Origin of the sequence: Loigolactobacillus backii (genome assembly GCF_001663675.1) — a bacterium.
GTDB classification, from domain to species: domain Bacteria; phylum Bacillota; class Bacilli; order Lactobacillales; family Lactobacillaceae; genus Loigolactobacillus; species Loigolactobacillus backii.
The window spans coordinates 1666060-1682856 of the sequence record NZ_CP014873.1 but is presented as its reverse complement, the minus strand read 5'-3'; the positions used below and the strand labels follow the sequence as shown (position 1 = coordinate 1682856).

The 16797-nt window shown below is 41.4% G+C and carries 15 protein-coding genes; 1 reads left to right on the top strand and 14 read right to left on the bottom strand.

Annotated features, from left to right (window positions below; genetic code table 11):
- The first annotated feature begins 117 nt into the window (after window positions 1-117).
- Entirely contained in the window at window positions 118-1359 is a 1242-nt protein-coding gene (locus tag AYR53_RS07445; RefSeq protein WP_068280879.1) for an ISL3 family transposase, read from the top strand.
- Between the two features lie 76 nt (window positions 1360-1435).
- Here the strand turns inward: AYR53_RS07445 and trxA are convergent, their stop codons facing one another.
- The 14 genes from trxA to zwf form a co-directional block, all read right to left on the bottom strand.
- Window positions 1436-1759, bottom strand: a complete 324-nt coding sequence (gene trxA, locus AYR53_RS07440; protein WP_068223376.1) for a thioredoxin — start codon at window positions 1757-1759, stop codon at window positions 1436-1438.
- 152 nt (window positions 1760-1911) lie between these two features.
- Window positions 1912-4269: an endonuclease MutS2 gene (locus AYR53_RS07435; protein ID WP_068280880.1), complete on the bottom strand. Its 2358-nt coding sequence runs from the start codon at window positions 4267-4269 to the stop codon at window positions 1912-1914.
- A gap of 149 nt (window positions 4270-4418) precedes the next feature.
- The gene (locus AYR53_RS07430) at window positions 4419-4952 is read right to left on the bottom strand and encodes a CvpA family protein (RefSeq protein WP_068223370.1); all 534 of its coding nucleotides are present in this window, start codon (window positions 4950-4952) and stop codon (window positions 4419-4421) included.
- 23 nt (window positions 4953-4975) lie between these two features.
- Entirely contained in the window at window positions 4976-5239 is a 264-nt protein-coding gene (locus tag AYR53_RS07425; RefSeq protein WP_068223368.1) for a cell division protein ZapA, read from the bottom strand.
- Between the two features lie 315 nt (window positions 5240-5554).
- Window positions 5555-5869 carry a DUF1292 domain-containing protein gene (locus tag AYR53_RS07420; RefSeq protein WP_068223365.1) on the bottom strand — a complete coding sequence of 105 codons (315 nt, stop codon included), beginning with the start codon at window positions 5867-5869 and terminating at the stop codon, window positions 5555-5557.
- Window positions 5870-5883: 14 nt separating this feature from the next.
- On the bottom strand, window positions 5884-6321 hold the full coding sequence (gene ruvX / locus AYR53_RS07415; protein WP_068223362.1) for a Holliday junction resolvase RuvX: 438 nt from the start codon (window positions 6319-6321) through the stop codon (window positions 5884-5886).
- Window positions 6321-6581 (bottom strand): IreB family regulatory phosphoprotein, encoded by a 261-nt coding sequence (locus tag AYR53_RS07410; RefSeq protein ID WP_068223359.1) that lies wholly within the window; start codon window positions 6579-6581, stop codon window positions 6321-6323. Before AYR53_RS07410 ends, ruvX begins: the two co-directional genes overlap by 1 nt.
- A 344-nt stretch (window positions 6582-6925) precedes the next feature.
- Window positions 6926-9565 (bottom strand): alanine--tRNA ligase, encoded by a 2640-nt coding sequence (gene alaS, locus AYR53_RS07405; protein ID WP_068223356.1) that lies wholly within the window; start codon window positions 9563-9565, stop codon window positions 6926-6928.
- A 349-nt stretch (window positions 9566-9914) separates the two neighbouring features.
- Window positions 9915-11264, bottom strand: coding sequence for a DEAD/DEAH box helicase (locus AYR53_RS07400; protein WP_125636141.1), 1350 nt, complete (start codon window positions 11262-11264; stop codon window positions 9915-9917).
- Between the two features lie 14 nt (window positions 11265-11278).
- Complete coding sequence (locus tag AYR53_RS07395) at window positions 11279-12220, bottom strand: DHH family phosphoesterase (protein ID WP_068223350.1); 942 nt, start codon at window positions 12218-12220, stop codon at window positions 11279-11281.
- 8 nt (window positions 12221-12228) lie between these two features.
- A complete protein-coding gene (locus AYR53_RS07390; RefSeq protein WP_068280882.1) occupies window positions 12229-13533 on the bottom strand; it encodes a DRTGG domain-containing protein in 1305 nt (434 codons plus the stop codon).
- A gap of 4 nt (window positions 13534-13537) precedes the next feature.
- On the bottom strand, window positions 13538-13771 hold the full coding sequence (locus AYR53_RS07385) for a hypothetical protein (protein ID WP_068223344.1): 234 nt from the start codon (window positions 13769-13771) through the stop codon (window positions 13538-13540).
- Window positions 13772-13852: 81 nt separating this feature from the next.
- Window positions 13853-14968, bottom strand: coding sequence for a DNA polymerase IV (gene dinB, locus AYR53_RS07380; protein ID WP_068223341.1), 1116 nt, complete (start codon window positions 14966-14968; stop codon window positions 13853-13855).
- Between the two features lie 147 nt (window positions 14969-15115).
- The gene (zwf, locus tag AYR53_RS07375) at window positions 15116-16618 is read right to left on the bottom strand and encodes a glucose-6-phosphate dehydrogenase (RefSeq protein ID WP_068223338.1); all 1503 of its coding nucleotides are present in this window, start codon (window positions 16616-16618) and stop codon (window positions 15116-15118) included.
- Between the last annotated feature and the right edge of the window lie 179 nt (window positions 16619-16797).

Here is a 16797-nt window from a genome sequence, read left to right as displayed (position 1 = left end):
GTGAATAACTAATACCGGTTTTTTGTCTGTTTTGAAAATCAGAAAAATAAAAAAGGACATCTGTCCTCTTTGTGCTACGATTTAATCGCCAAAACAAATCGAAAAGAGGAAATTCAGATGTCCCTAACTAATTCTATCTTATGCTTATTCGAAATAACAGACCCAAACTTAATTGTCACTGGTATTTCTAAAGAACGGTGTTCCACAAACCAACGTATTCATGTCGTCCATGCAACTTTGTCTTATCAACTTTTAAAGTGCCCACATTGTGGCCATAAAAGCTTAATTAAAAACGGAACTCACATGAGTCACCTGCGTTTAGGAACCTTATCCGGTGGTCGTTACGAAATGCATTTAAAACGTCAAAGATACCAATGTAAAGATTGTTCAAAAACCTGTGGTGCTAAAACTAAGTTGGTTAATCGTAACGAAACTTTCACACACAATATCAAACATCAAGTGATCGTTTTGGCACGCGATATGTTGACGAGTAAAGAAATTGCTAAACTTTGTGGAATTTCGCCAAGCAGTGTTCAACGAATCCTAAATGCCAATATTCACTCAGCCTATCGTGTTAAACATCTCCCAGAGAATCTTTGCTTTGATGAATTTCGTTCCTGTAATCACTGGATGTCCTTTAATTGTTGCGATGCCGTTAGTCATCGCCGAATTGTTACTTTAAAAGATCGGCTAAGTAAAGATATCATTGACTACTTTGAAGCTCGTTTTTCGGTTCAAGAACGTGCCCAAGTTCAATCAGTGACGATTGACATGAATGCTGAATATGGCAGCTTCATTCATCGCTTATTTCCCAATGCGGCCACGATTATCGATCGTTTCCATATTATTCAACTGGCTGGGCGTGCCTTAGATAATGAACGCACGCAGACCATTCGTACTATCCAAGATAAGCATTCACGAATTTATCATATTTTAAAATCTCAATGGCGTTTATTTCATCTTGATGAAATAAAAGTTAATGATTCTAAGGCTGTTTATTTACGCGGAATTAACGAGTATATGACGCAACAAAACGCCATTGATTTAGCTCTAGACGCTTTTCCCAGATTTAGATCTGTGTATCAAACCTATCAAGGTATCTTAAGTGCCATACACCAAAAGGATGCTAATGCGTTCCAATCCTTACTTACTAACTACCAACCCACTAGTAATCAAATGGACATAACGATCAACACGTTTATCAAAAATGGTTCAGCCCTTCTAAATAGTTGTCGTTATCCATTTTCCAACGGTCCAATTGAAGGACTTAATCGTAAAATCAAGGCATTAAAGCGTAACTGTTTTGGTTTTCGAAATATTGACAACTTCTTTATCCGGATTAGTTTAATTCATGAGTAAACAAAAAGCACATTCACCGAAGTGAATGTGCCGTTCAAAATCTCCACCAATACGATTTGACAGAGACCCTTATTTGTTAAGCCTCTGCTGCTGTATACTGTGCCAAAATTTTATCTAATTGATCTTTAGTATGGTAACCAACTAAGGTTTCAACAACTTGGCCGTCTTTTTTAACTAGCAGCGTTGGGATACTCATAATACCGAAATTTTGAGCGGTATTTGGGTTTTCATCAACGTCCATTTTAGTGAACTTAACTTCACCATCATAATCCTCAGCTAGCTGTTCAACAACAGGTGATTGCATCCGACAAGGACCACACCAAGTTGCCCAAAAATCTGTTAGGACAACCCCTTTATCAGTTTCTTCACTAAAGTCTTTATCAGTGATTGCTTTTACCATTTTGCAGACCCCCTATTTAATTTACCTACTACAGAATTTGATTGCCATAGCCAGATTTCAAACTAAAGAAACCTGATCTACCCAATCGATATTTATAGTTTAGCAGAAAAATTCACCGACAACAAACACTTTGCTTACAAAAAATAAGCCTACTATTTAAAAGTAACAACGGTTGCACCATTACCACCTGCATTAGCCGGCGCAAAAGCAAATTTCTTAACTTGCCGGTTACCCTGCAAATAGCTCGTAATCCCCTGGCGCAAGACACCAGTACCCTTACCGTGCACGATGGTTACTTGTGGGTAGCCAGCCAAAAGTGCCGAGTCAATGTAACGGTCAACTTTTGCCAGCGCATTTTCGTACCGTTCGCCCCGTAAATCAAGTGTTGGATTAACCCGATTAGTAGCGTGAATCGTAGTTGTATGCTGTTTCTGCTTTTGGGGCGCTTCTGCCTTGGTCTTTTCTAAATCGCTAACCTTTACTTTTAGTTTAATGATACCAACCTGGACTTCCCAGTATTTTTTATCTAATTGCTGCAACAATACGCCGTGCTGCCCGTAGGTTGTTACCAGGACATCATCGCCAACCTTTAAGGCCTGTTTGTTTTTTTCGTGACGTAATACTTTGTTTTTAGCCAAGGCCTTATTTTGCTTCAAATTCTCCAAATCCGTTTTTGCGGCAATTAACTGGTGTTCTTTGACGCCGGCCTGGCCACTTAATTGTAACTGGCGTAATTCATGAATGATTTGGTTACTTTCTTTTTGTGCCTTATTCACAATTTCGTTGGCCTGATCTTTAGCCTTGTCCAGCTGCGTTTGCCGTGCGTTAAAGAACTCCCGACTGGCACTTTCTAAATCATCATACAGCTCAGTGGCCTTTTGCAGCGTCACCTGTGCCTCATGATATTCCTTCTGGGCGGCCTTACGCTGATTTTCTAAATCCGTGATCATATTGTTCAGATCCTGACTATCATCACTCATTAGACTCTTGGATTGGCTAATAACCAGTGGATCAAGTCCCAGCCGTAACGCAATATCAAAGGCATTGGAACGACCAGGTACCCCCATTAATAAGCGATAGGTTGGCTGCAACGTTTCGACATCAAACTCCATACTCGCGTTAATTGTATTAGGCCGATTATAACCATACGCTTTTAATTCCGGATAATGGGTAGTTGCCATAACGTAACTGCCAATTGTACCAATGCGATCCAAAATTGAAATTGCTAGTGCCGCGCCTTCTTGGGGATCAGTTCCGGCACCCACTTCATCTAAAAGAACGAGACTTTTCCCATCGATTCGCTTTAAAATTGTCACGATATTTGACATGTGAGCAGAAAAAGTACTTAAATTCTGCTCGATGGATTGTTCATCACCGATATCAGCAAATATATCAGCAAAAATACCAACATGACTTTCCTCATTGGCCGGAATAAATAACCCTGCCTGGGCCATCAATTGTAATAATCCAATTGTCTTCAAGGTAATTGTCTTACCACCTGTATTGGGCCCAGTAATGACAACAGCTTGAAAATTTTCACCAATTGAAATGTCGTTAGCAACCACTTTATCCGCCGCAATCAACGGGTGCCGCGCCTGACGCAGGTTAACGTGATTAGCGTCGTCTAATAGCGGTTCAGTAGCCTTAATTGCCTTGGCGTAACGTGCTTTGGCGTTGGCAAAATCCAAATGGCCGAGAATATCGGCATTCTGGATAATCTCCGTTTGATAAGGCGCTAATTCGTTAGATAATTCTGCTAAAAGTCGTTGTACCTCTTGGCGTTCTTCTACTTGGCGTTGTCTTAAACGATTATTAAGGTCCAGCACACTTTGTGGTTCAATAAATAGTGTTAGCCCAGTTGCACTTTGATCATGAACAACGCCACCAAAATGACTACGGTATTCTTGTTTGACGGGAATAACGTAGCGTTCATTTCGAATGGTGATGATTGGCTCACTTAGATACTTAGCCTGTTTTCCCCGGGTAAAACTTCCCATCCGTTCCCGGATCTGGCCTTCTAATTGTTGAATACCATTTCGAATCCCCTTTAATTTGGTCGAAGCATCATCAGTGACGTGACCATCATCCTCCAACGAAACTCGAAGTCGCCGCGTTAAACTAGTTAGCGTGGCCAATTCGTCTTGCCAGTGATAAAGCTGCCGCAAATCAATTTCAGCACCACGTAAATCGGTAAAAAAACGATCAACTTCTGCAGTTGCCCGTAAAACACGCCCAATTTGGGCAAGTTCTAACCCATTTAAGGTTGCGCCAATCACTAAACGTTTCATGTGCGGCCGAATATTTTCTAGCTGCGGGACTGGAATGGCTCCCTTTAAGCGTAAGATATCGGCTGCATCCTTAGTTTCGTCTAAGGCACGTTGAATCGTGGCCTGATCAGCCGTAGGCACTAACTGACGACTCATTTGCTTGCCCAAGGCAGATACCGTATATTGTTCGATCGCTTGTTTAATTTTACTAAATTCTAAAGTCGCTAGAATCTTTGAATCCACAACTCCCACTCCTTTTCAGTAGTGACCATTTCTTCATTATAATTCACTTTAATGACATTAAGATAGGACGAAAGGTAATTAACAGTTAACTAGCCGCGCTAGAAACCACCAAAATCAGACTACCTTTCGTCCTACTTATAATAAACTAATTAAATTGCCTGTAACCACCAGTGAATCGCTGGAATAGGGGTTAATTTAACCATCCCCCGCGCCAAGATTGAATGAGCTAACGCCGTTTGTAGCCCTGCAATCGGTAATAAAGCAAGTAACGTCAAAATCAGGAAAATGCCAACGTAGACAGTTAACACATTTAAAATACCGCCACCAATCATACTTGTTTGCTGTTCTAATGGGTAAAAAGTTAATTGACTAACTAATACGCCCACAAAGCGCACGATGACCCAACCAATCACTAAAACTAACATAAAGGCACAGGCCGCATAAAACGCATTATCTAATTTTAAACCAGTTTTTTGGCTAAAGAAAGCAAATCGGCTTGATAAATCGGCCGATTGGTAAGGTACCCATAACGTTAACTTTGGCGCAATTGATCGATAAAGTAGGCGCGCAAAGATAAAACTGATTAGATAACCTGCCGTATAAACAAGCTGCAACATTAATCCACGCCGGCGACCAGCATAGTATGCGTAGAGCAGCACCAATAAAATAAGTATTGTTAACATTAGTTTCCTCTTAATTTCTAGCTTTAATCATTCTTCGACCGATTATTTAACTGGTCCCTTAAGGCATCAATTTGCGCTTGCAACTTAAGCTGACCTGAAACCGTATTAATTGCAAGCAAGACGGCCGCTTGTTCATCACTTAAATCAGCCGCAACATCCTTAATTTGCCCCAACTGGTTATTAACCAGTTTAGCAACAGTCTGCATGTGTGCGTCTGTTGCGTCACCGATGATAATATACGACTTACCACCGATAACAACTTTAAAACGCCGCTTATTTTCAGCCACTGATTGGCCCTCCTCCGTGAACAAAAGCCGATTAATTAACACAATTAATTCACAGTAGCGTATGGCGCACACTACCTGCTTTTGTAAAATTCAACGTGCTTAATTTTAGCATGAAATTAACGAAATAAACAGTCAGTTTTAAAGCTGACTAACCTTAAATAACTAGTTTTAAGGAAATTTAAGCTTTTAACTGACTGTTAGTTAAATTAGCACACATAAAGTTAACGATTGAACTATCCGTTCTTAATTTAAGCTGTTTCCCAAAAGATATTCAACGTGTTTTCAAAATCCTTTGATAGTCTTTGTAAACACTCACTAATCTTCATCGTTATCATCATCGGCTAAGAAAGTATTGAGTACTTCCTCGACCATGTCCCATTCCTTATCGGACTCAATCGGGTATAGATCTCCTTCAGCGGGATCGCCCTTATCATTTGATTTAAAAGAAAACGCCTGAATGTCAACATCGTCGCCTTCTGCAGTTCCTGCCGGATAAAGTAAAACGTACGATTTTTCAAAATCGTCTGAATCAAATGTAAACAGGATTTCATAAAGCTCCTCGTTACCATTTTCATCAACTAACGTAATCTGACGTTCATCTTCATTTTTCGGAGTTTGTTCGTTTGCCATCCGGGCACCTCTTTCTATAATTGGTTTTTTTTGATTGCTTCTCGGTCTAAAAAGTTCTGTAAGATCATGACAGCAGCCAGCTTATCAATTACTTTTTTGCGCTTCTTACGTGATGTATTCGCCTGATCGATTAGCATGCGCTCGGCCTCGACGGTTGTTAACCGCTCATCAATAAAAGAAACCGGCAACGCAAAGGTTGTTTTTAAGAGTTCTCCGTACGCTTGTGAAGCCTCGGCCCGTGGTCCAATTGAATTATTCATATTTTTAGGTAAACCGACTACAAAATCAGTCACATCGTACTGCTTAACTAATTCTTTAAGCCGCTCCATCCCAAATTCACCCTCATCTTCGTTAATGCGAATGATTTCAACACCCTGAGCAGTCCAGCCTAATAAATCGCTGACGGCCACACCCACAGTCCGCGAGCCAACATCTAACCCCATATAGCGCATTAATTAGCCTCTTTCTTTAGGTAACTACGAACCAACTCTTCGATAATTTCATCGCGTTCGTGTTTACGAATTAAATTCCGGGCGTCGTTATACCGCGGAATATAGGCCGGATCACCTGACAGTAAATAACCAACAATCTGGTTAATCGGGTTATATCCCTTTTCGTCCAATGCTTTGTAAACCGTCTCTAATGTCTGTTTAACATTCTTTGGTTGTTCGTGGCCAAAATCAAAACTAACCGTTTTATCCAATGAACTCATAACTAACACCCCACCCTTTTCACTATCATCTATTCCATGCTACATTCTACTAGAAACTCAGCAAGGAAACAATTTAATTTGCTTTTGTTACAGCATTCGTAATCGAAATGACATTAAATTGGCATAAAAGCGACCAAATGAAGAACATCATCATTAGTACAGCGTCGTCTGCATAATTAATTTCATTCGCTAATCTTAAGCGAAGACATACCAGCATTTAATTTAAACGGCATTGCCCGATGATGATTATGTTGCACTAGCGTGTGCTGGAACTTTTTTTCAAATACACTTTAACTTTACACTATGATAAACTTTTTAGTCCCCTAATTTAATTCAAAAATAGGTTAACCTTGTAAGAATTCTGTACTTGCCTTTAAGGCATCCTGCAGGCCGGCTGGATTTTTACCCCCAGCCTGGGCCATATCAGGACGACCACCACCACCGCCACCAACTTTTGGTGCGATGGCCTTAATTAAATCACCAGCCTTTAATCCAGCTTTGATACCAGCCGGACTAACTGCCGCAATTAAATTCACTTTGGCCCCAATAACCGTGCCCAACACAAGAACATCTGAGGCCGCCTTTTGTTTCCAATCATCGGCCAACTGACGTAGTTGTTTCATATCAGACACCTTGACCTGTTCAGCAATGATGCTGGTTCCGTTAATTTCTTGAACGTTTTTGAAAACGTCAGAGGCCTGTTGTTGTGCTGACTTAGCCTGTAAACTTTCAATCTGTTTATTAGCATCCCTTAACTGTTCTTGCAGTTGAACAACCTTTGTGGGGACCGTCTTTAATTGGGTTGTCTTTAGTTCAGTTGCCGCTTGCTGCAGCCATTGTTCACGCTCATTTAAAAAGCTGTAGGCTGCCTTAGACGTTACGGCCTCAATTCGTCGAATACCAGCACCAGTTCCCGTTTCGCCCGTAATCTTAAACAAGCCCAATTCTGCCGTATTCTTGGCGTGAGTTCCACCATCAAATTCTTTTGAGTAATCGCCAATTGAAACAACCCGGACTTCCTTACCGTACTTTTCAGTAAAGAGCGCAATGGCCCCTAATTTTTTAGCCGATTCAATATCCGTAACTACCCAAGAAATTGGTAGCGCCGCCCAAATTTTTTCGTTGATAATTTGTTCAATTTGGGCCAATTCTGCAGCCGTTGTTTGACCAGAATGAGTGAAATCAAAGCGCAAATAATCTGGCTCAACTAGTGAACCCGCTTGTCGTACGTGTTCGCCTAGAACATCCCGCAATGCCTGATCTAATAAATGAGTTGCCGTATGGTTTAGCGAAACTTTACGCCGGAAATCCTGATCAACTTTCAATTGATAGTGCTCACCCTTTTTCAAAGGTGCTTTAACATCAACAGTATGCAAATTTTGGCCATTTGGTGCGTGCTGCACATCCGTGACCACAGCAACTACTTGCCCAGCCTCATTCTGAATCACACCTTGGTCAGCAACTTGACCGCCCATTTCAGCGTAAAATGGTGTCTCATCAAAAATAAGCTCGGCCGTACCAGTTGTTACCTGATCAACAATCTGATCATTGGCCACAATGACCGCCAAAGTTGCCTGATCCTTACTTAAATGATCCCAACCAATAAACTTACTTGTGGTTTTAACGTCTAACAACAGACCACTTTGTACGCCCATACCGTTATCCTGACTGCGAGCAGCCCGGGCACGCTCTTTTTGCTTCTTCATTTCGGCGTTAAAGCCGGCCTCATCAACGGCCAAACCTTCATCACCAGCATATTCTTTTGTTAAATCAAAAGGAAAGCCATAAGTATCAAATAATTTAAAGGCCGCCGCACCAGATAAAATGGCTGGTTGTTGTTTTTTGGCCGTCGTAATTTCTTTATCCAACAGTTTTAGACCGTCAGTCAGCGTATTATTAAACCGATCTTCCTCCGACTTAATAATCTTAGCGATGTAATCACTTTGCTGCAAAATTTCAGGATAATAGCTTTCCATTATTTTGCCAACAACAGGAACCAATTTATACAAGAATGGTTCGTTAATCCCCAATTTTTTGCCGTGAACCGTTGCCCGGCGAATTAAGCGCCGCAACACGTAACCTCGGCCCTCATTTGAAGGTAAGGCACCATCACCAATGGCAAAGGTTACCGCCCGGGAATGATCAGCAATAACTTTAAAGGAAACATCATCCTGTTCATCTTTACCGTAAACCTTGGCGTCGCTCATTTTTTCAGTTGCGTGGATAATTGGTAAAAATAAATCCGTTTCAAAGTTAGTTTTAGCACCCTGAACAACAGAAACCAAGCGTTCTAGGCCCATCCCGGTATCAATATTTTTATGTGGTAGTGGCTCATAACTGCCGTCAGGTTTATGATTAAATTCAGAAAATACAATATTCCAAACTTCAAGGTAGCGTTCATTTTCGCCACCAGGATAGTTTTCTGGATCATCAGTAGCAACGTTATTAAATTCTTGGCCACGATCATAGAAAATCTCCGAATCAGGACCGCTTGGGCCTTCACCAATATCCCAGAAGTTATCTTCATCTTCAATAATATGAGCTGGTTTAACGCCAGTTTCTTTCCAGATTTGCTTGGCCAATTTATCTTCCGGATAAACGGTAATGTATAATTTATCCGCGGCAAACGCCATCCATTTAGGACTGGTTAGAAATTCCCAGGCCCACGGAATTGCTTCTTTCTTAAAGTAATCACCGACGGAAAAGTTCCCTAGCATCTCAAACAGCGTTTGGTGGCGTGCTGTTTTACCAACATTTTCAATATCGTTAGTTCGAATACTTTTTTGTGATGAAGTCAACCGGGGATTTTCTGGCACTACTCGGCCATCAAAATACTTTTTCATTGTTGCAACGCCTGAATTAATCCACAGTAACGTTGGATCATCCACTGGTACTAGTGACGCTGACGGTTCAACTGTGTGGCCCTTTTCTTTAAAAAAGTCGAGGTACATTTGCCGAATCTGACTACTACTTAACTTCTTCAACTCAATTCATCCTCTCTTATCTTAGAGCAAATAAAAAACACCCCTGCAACTTCAAGGACGCTTTTGCGCGGTACCACCTTGATTGCAACGATGTTAATCGTTCCCTCTTGAACTCATAACGCCGAGTCGCGAAATCTCACCAGGGAGCCAATTAAAAAACGTTAGTGGTAAATTCTCAGTTAATTTTACCTTCCTGAAGAAACGTTTATTTAAAAGATATCCTGTCATTTATTTTCTGGAATTATTATAGAATTTAACTAGGCAGCTGTCAACTACTGCCGGCAAATGCCACGAAACGCCTCTAAAAAAGCATTGTCGTTTAATTCACTAACCCAATTTCAAAGACGGACTAATGTTCATTTCGGCGCTTAGTGCGTTCATCCCGTGCCTCTTTTTGATGCCGTACCCGGCGCTTAAACCATTCATCCTTTTGAATGGCCTTACGAATTCGTTTCTTGTAACCTGGCTTATGCTTTTTCTTTTCTTTCTTTGCTAAACCAACGAGGCGTGTATCTAATGCCGGCTTAGTTTTTTCACGTTTTGCCCGCCGATTTCGGTCATAGGTATCAACAATTTCGCCATTTTTAACCTGTTTAGGTTCAAACTCAATTCCCAATTTTTCAATTTCGGTTACCAAATTTTCTTGTCCTGGCTCATACAAGGTCATTGCAATTCCTGATAACCCGTTTCGGCCAGTTCTTCCAACACGGTGAATAAAGAAATCCAAATCATCCGGAATTTCAGCATTAATAACGTGAGAAATACCAGGAATATCAATTCCCCGTGAGGCCAAATCAGTTGCCACAACGTATTGAAAATCAAGGTTTTGGATTTGCCGCATGGTTTTTTTACGATCACGGGGACTTAGATCACCAGAAATTTTAGCAACTTTTAAACCACGTTTGGTTAAATAGGCTGCAATATCATCAACATTGCGCTTAGTGTTAGCAAAAACTAAGGCCAGGTAAGGGTTGATTGCCGTTAATAAATGATAAATTAGCTCGTTTTTACTCTTACCTTGCGTGGACACAAGCCAGTTATCGATGGTTGGACTAATCACAGTCGTCGCTGGAATTTCTTCAATAACTGGTGCGTTCAAATATTTCTTCAAAAATGGTTGCAATTTTTGAGGAATAGTTGCCGAGAAAACTAGCATTTGCAAGTTATCCGGGAATGTTGCCGCAATTTTATCAACATCATTTAAAAAGCCCATATCTAACGTCATATCTGCTTCATCGACGACAAAAGTTGTTGCAGTGTAACTCTTCAAAGCTTCATTATCAATTAAATCGCGAATTCGTCCAGGGGTACCAATCACAATTTGCGGTTGCTGGTGGTGTAATTTCTCAATTTGGCGCTTCTTATCGGTTCCACCAACGTAGTTATGAATTCGAATTGGCCGGGGACTAAATTTTGCAATCTGCTCAGCGGCCTGAAAAATTTGCTCAGCCAGTTCTCGACTAGGTGTCGTAATAACTACTTGAACATCTTGATTAGTTGGATCTAGTACATTAAAAATTGGTACCAAAAAGGCGTGCGTTTTACCGCTCCCGGTTTGTGATTGGCCAACAACACTCTTGCCAGACGCAATGACTGGAATTAAACGCTCTTGAATTGGTGTTGCTTCTTTAAAATGAATTGCTTGTAGTGCCGCTATAATATAGGGCTGCAATTTAAAATCTGTAAATTGTTTACTCATAAAAACCTCTTTCATTATTGGTGACTGACAATTTGGTCTAAGGCCGTCACAATCTCCTTTGTTTCAGCTTCTCCCTGAGCACGCGCACCACTTGCAAGTGGATGGCCGCCGCCATGATGGGCTTTAGCTAATTCATTGATGATCGGACCTTTAGAACGAAAATGAACCCGGTAATTCTCCGGAACCTGTTCAACAAAAATAACCCAGGCGGAAACTGCCGCAATTTTACCAGGTAATGACACAATTGATGACGTTTGGGCAACACTTAATCCTAAACGTTTCAATAATTCCTGACTCAAGGTAATGTGGGCCGCCCCACTTGGCAAAATAATTAAGTTTTCTAAGACGTAGGCCGATAAGTGCGCCTGTTCGGCCGACATTGTATCTAAGTTTTGGTTAACTAACGTAAAATCAAAATCATGTTTAATTAACGCAGCGGCCACTTCAAAAGTATGCGGTGTTGTCGCTGAATACATAAACCGACCAGTATCACCCACAATTCCAGTATAAAGAAGTCGCGCTGCAGCAGCTGGAACCGTCATTTTTCCAGCAACGGCTAAATCATAAATTAATTCTGAACTGCTGGAAGCTGCTGGCTCAACCCACATTGGATCACCGTAAGGTTCATCATTAGGATGATGATCAATCTTAATTAGGTCAGCACCCTTGGTATAACGATCGTCGCTAACCCGTGGTGTATTTGCAGTATCGGTTACAATCACTAAAGCGCCAGTATACTGCTCCGTGGCAACCGTGTCCATTTGTGCCATCCAGGTCAATCCTTCGCTGGCCTCGCCCACAACGTAAACTTTTTTCTGCGGATAGGTTGCTTGAATAATTTTGGCTAATCCAACTTGGGAACCAAGTGCGTCTGGATCAGGACTTTGGTGGCGGTGAATAATAATCGTACCATACGCCTGAATTTTTTCAATAATTGCTTTTTGTTCTTGCTTCATTTTATACCTCACTTTGGATTCTCTAATAGCTGACAGGTAACGATTGCTTTTGCTACCAGCTGATTATTTTGTTGGACATTAACGTCAATTTTGGCAGAGTGTCGTCCTGCCTCCATAATCAAAGGAATAATTGTTAAACGTGCGTCTAACTGAATGAGTCGTAAATAATGTAGGCTCACTTGATCGATTGTTGAAGCACGATTTATTTTATAATGTAAATGACGCTGACACGCAGAAGCGACTAGTTCGCTGAGAACGCCAAAGGAAATTGTCCCAATCTGATTGGTCATCTGCGGTAAAACCGTTGTGTGGTAAGCTGCACCACCTTGTTGTGCCGTTAATGAGCTCGTAACTTGGTCAAAATAAGTACCCGCGGCCTTTTCTTTTCGCTCGTCCATTTTGGCCATAACATCCTGCCGACTAATAATCCCTAACAAGTGCAGCTGGGCGTCCACAACGGGCAGTAACTCATAGCCATCATAAACCATCATGTGCCGAACACTGGCCAAGCTAGTCGTTAAACTCACAGTTACCGGTGCCTTCGTCATTACTTTATCCAGCGTTAAACTACCGGCCTTATCAAAAATATCCTTACCGGCAATAATGCCTACCAACTGATTTGTTTGGGTAATCACTGGAAAACGTGCATGGGTTGAAACGCGATTTAAGCGCTTATAATCAACAACGGTTTGCCGGCTGTATAAATAACGTGTGTGTTCCAGTGCAGTATAAACGTCCGCCACGGTAGCAATTTTGTGTTTAATTCTTTGATCCGCCAAGGCACGGTTGATCATTGTCGCAACAGTATAAGTGTCAAATTTAGTTGAAAGAATTGGTAACTCCTTGCGATTAGCCAAATCAACAATTGCCGGTGATACTGCTAAACCACCAGTAATCAGCACGGCGGCCCCATTATGCAACGCGGTCTGCTGAACATCCTCACGGTTACCCACAATAACTAATGCATTCGCCGTTAAATAAGGTAACATTCGGTCGGCCGTCATTGCACCAATCAAAAAATGATGCAACACTTTAGTTAAACCTTGCTCACCGGCCAAAACTTGGCCATTAATGATTTGTAACAGCGCTTGGTAAGTTAGTGTGTCTTGCATTGTTTGGATTGTATGATTAATTCGAATCGTGCCAACTCGCGGAATTGTCGCGACTAATCCACGCTCTTCGGCTTCTTTGATTCCCTGATAAACAGTTCCTTCGCTTAACCCAAGCTGATGAGATAAACCACGAACGGAAACTTTTTTGCCAACGACCAACTTTTCAATAAAACGAATCACTTGTTCACGTTTATGTGCCATCGCGCTACACCGTAACTGACCGAGCAACACCGATTAAAGCAGTATTACTGGCCGTTCGTTGCGTAAACAGTTGTGAAGCGTACCTCACCTTTAAAAAAAAGTGGGTAAAAATTGTCGGCCCAGTTAGTCCTGTTTGCGTAGCCACTGGCCGAGGGGCAACTACAATTGTGATCAATGAGATCGGTTTCGCCGCTATTTTAAATTTTAAAGATAACTGCCCGTACCAATTAAATTTCATTGATGTGACTTCTCCCTTCACTAATTTTCCGATAGTTAACTGCCTAAAGTATACTGGTTTTACACTAAAAACACAAAATCACTAAAAGAGTGGCAAGCGTAATTCTTCAAAACCAATGGGATCTAAATTGGTCACGGTAATTCCAAGTAAACGAACCCCTTCACTTAAATCGCCAATTTCATCCCACAGCTGCTGCGCATCAGCATAAATCGTTGTTTCATCTAAAACATACTCGCTACTTGTTAATCGTTTGGTCGTTGTTTCAAAGTTGCGGTTACGCACCTTCAACACGACTGTCTTACCGTGTTTTTGTAATTTCACTAAATTGGCGGCCACTTTTCGCGCCAAAAAATGTAATTCTGTAGTCACTTGATCTTCCGCGCCAAGGGGATTACCAAATGTTTCTTCTTTGCCAATTGACTTGCGCTCCCGCTGGTACTCTACTGGCCGTGTATCTACTCCGTGAGCGTGCCGGTAAAGTTGAAAACCCATTTTACCAAAACGCTGAATTAACTGCATTTCCGGTATTTGTTGTAAATCACGCCCGGTATAAATTGCCATATCGTTTAATTTAGGCACCGTCTTTTTACCGACACCATGAAATTTTTCGATTGGTAGGTCACCTAAAAAAGTTAAGGCCTGTTCCGGCATAATCACCGTACAACCAGCGGGCTTGCGGTAATCAGATGCCATTTTGGCCAGAAATTTATTGTACGAAATTCCGGTTGAACTGGTTAAATGTGTGACTTCAAAAATTGCTTGTTGAATCATTTTGGCCAGCTGGGCCGCCGAATTTTGTTTCATTTTATTCACCGTCACATCAAGGTACGCTTCGTCCAAAGAAACGTATTCGATAATATCTGTAAAACGGTGAAAAATTTCGTGAACTTGCTCGGAAACACTTCGGTATAAAGTGAAATCAGGCCGCTTGAAAATTGCCTTAGGACAAAGCGCCAGCGCCTTGGCAGCCGGCATAGCAGAGTGGACGCCAAACTTGCGGGCAACATAATTTGCGGTTGTCACAACCCCTTTTCCACCAGTATCACTAGGATTACGGGCAATAATTAAAGGCTGATTTCTAAATTCAGGGTGTTCTCGCTCTTCAATTGACGCGTAAAACGCATCCATATCCACGTGAATAATTTTGCGTGATGTATCGTTTTCCAAAGGAATTTGTAACAATCCACCAGTTGCCATCCACTCACCTTCTTTGAACTCAAAACGTTCCTTAAAACAATAAACGTGGGCCAAAAGACGAACACAGCATGCCTAAATAATGGTTCTTACCTAGTTATGACTACTGACTTCATTGTCTTTTGGTCCACTTCAAGTACCTAATTATATTTAATTTTCGATTTCAGGCCTAGCTGGATCAAACACCCATTTGGCGCCATCGCGAGCTAAAAGCTCATCAGCAGCCTTAGGTCCCATTGAACCACTGACGTAATTAGGAAAATCAGCCGCTGGTTCCTGGGCCCAAGCCTGTTCAATCACATCAGCAAACCGCCAAGTCTGTGCGAGTTCATCCCAATGTGTAAAGTTAGTCGAATCACCGTTGAGGGCGTCCAATAACAAACGCTCGTACGCCTCAGGACTATTAGCCGTCGCGCGGGCACTATGCCGAAAATCCAGATCAACTGGCCGTGTTGCATAACCTTGACCGATTTGTTTGGCGTTAGCCCGTAAGCCAAAGCCTTCCGTTGGTTCAATGTAGATAGTTAGAACATTGGGCGCCAACTCATCATTATCACTGGCCGCCTTAAAAATATTCTGTGGCACTTGTTTGAAAACAATATCCACCCGCGTTGCTTTTTGCGCCAGACGCTTGCCCGTTCGAACAAAGAAAGGAACACCACTCCAACGAAAATTTTCAAACTCCATCTTACCCGCCACAAAGGTTTCAGTATTGGAATCAGTTGCAACTTGGTCAGCATCCCGATAATTATCAAGTTGTTGACCATCAATGGTTGCTGCACCATACTGACCACGGACAAAATTACGTTTAGCTTCTTCAATCGTATCAATGTGCAAAGAACGTAACACTTTAATTTTCTCGTTGCGAATGTCCTCGGCGCTAAAAGATACTGGTGGTTCCATTGCGAGTAACGTGGCAATCTGTGAAATGTGATTTTGAACCATATCCCGCATGGCACCAGCAGTTTCGTAATAGCCGGCCCGCTCCTCAACACCTAATGATTCACTTAACGTGATTTGAATGTTATCAATATAACGATTATTCCATAATGATTCGATAATGTTATTACCAAAACGAATCGCCGAAATATTTTGAACCATTTCTTTACCTAAATAATGATCAATTCGGTAAATTTGGTCCTCAGAAAATGAAGTCCGAATCTCGCTATTCAATTCTTTGGCAGATTGGAAATCATGCCCAAATGGTTTTTCAATAATCAACCGGTTAAACCCAGCATCCGTCAGAATTTGCTCTGACTTTAAATGGCCCACAATAACACCAAAGAAACGTGGTGACATTGCCATATAATAAATTCGATTACCGTTTAACTGATATTTTTGATCTAATTTTGCCGCCAAATCGCGTAAAACAACGTAATGTTCAGTATTAGTCACATCATGTGATTGATAGTAGAAATGATCAGCAAATGCGGTTGCCTGAGCATCATCAGGTTTTAAATCGGCAAGTGATTCTTTAATGATATTATGATAATATTCATTCGTCCACGGCCGCCGAGCAGTACCAACCACCGCGAAATGATCCTTTAAATACCCCTTTTGGTACAGGCGGAATAAAGAGGGGTAGAGCTTTCGGCGCGCAAGGTCACCGGAACCGCCAAAAATAATAAATAAGGCAACTTTTTCGTTTTGCATTCCTGACACCACTTCCATATTAAGTCTCAAACTACTCCTATTGTAACCATTAACTAAGTTCCCGGCAATCAAATAAATTCAACTTTTGTGAATTTTTTCGATACCAATAAAAGTAGTGTAATCGGCCTACCTACTAAAGCTAGGCTAAAATTGAATTATTGACCCTTCCAGACAAAAAT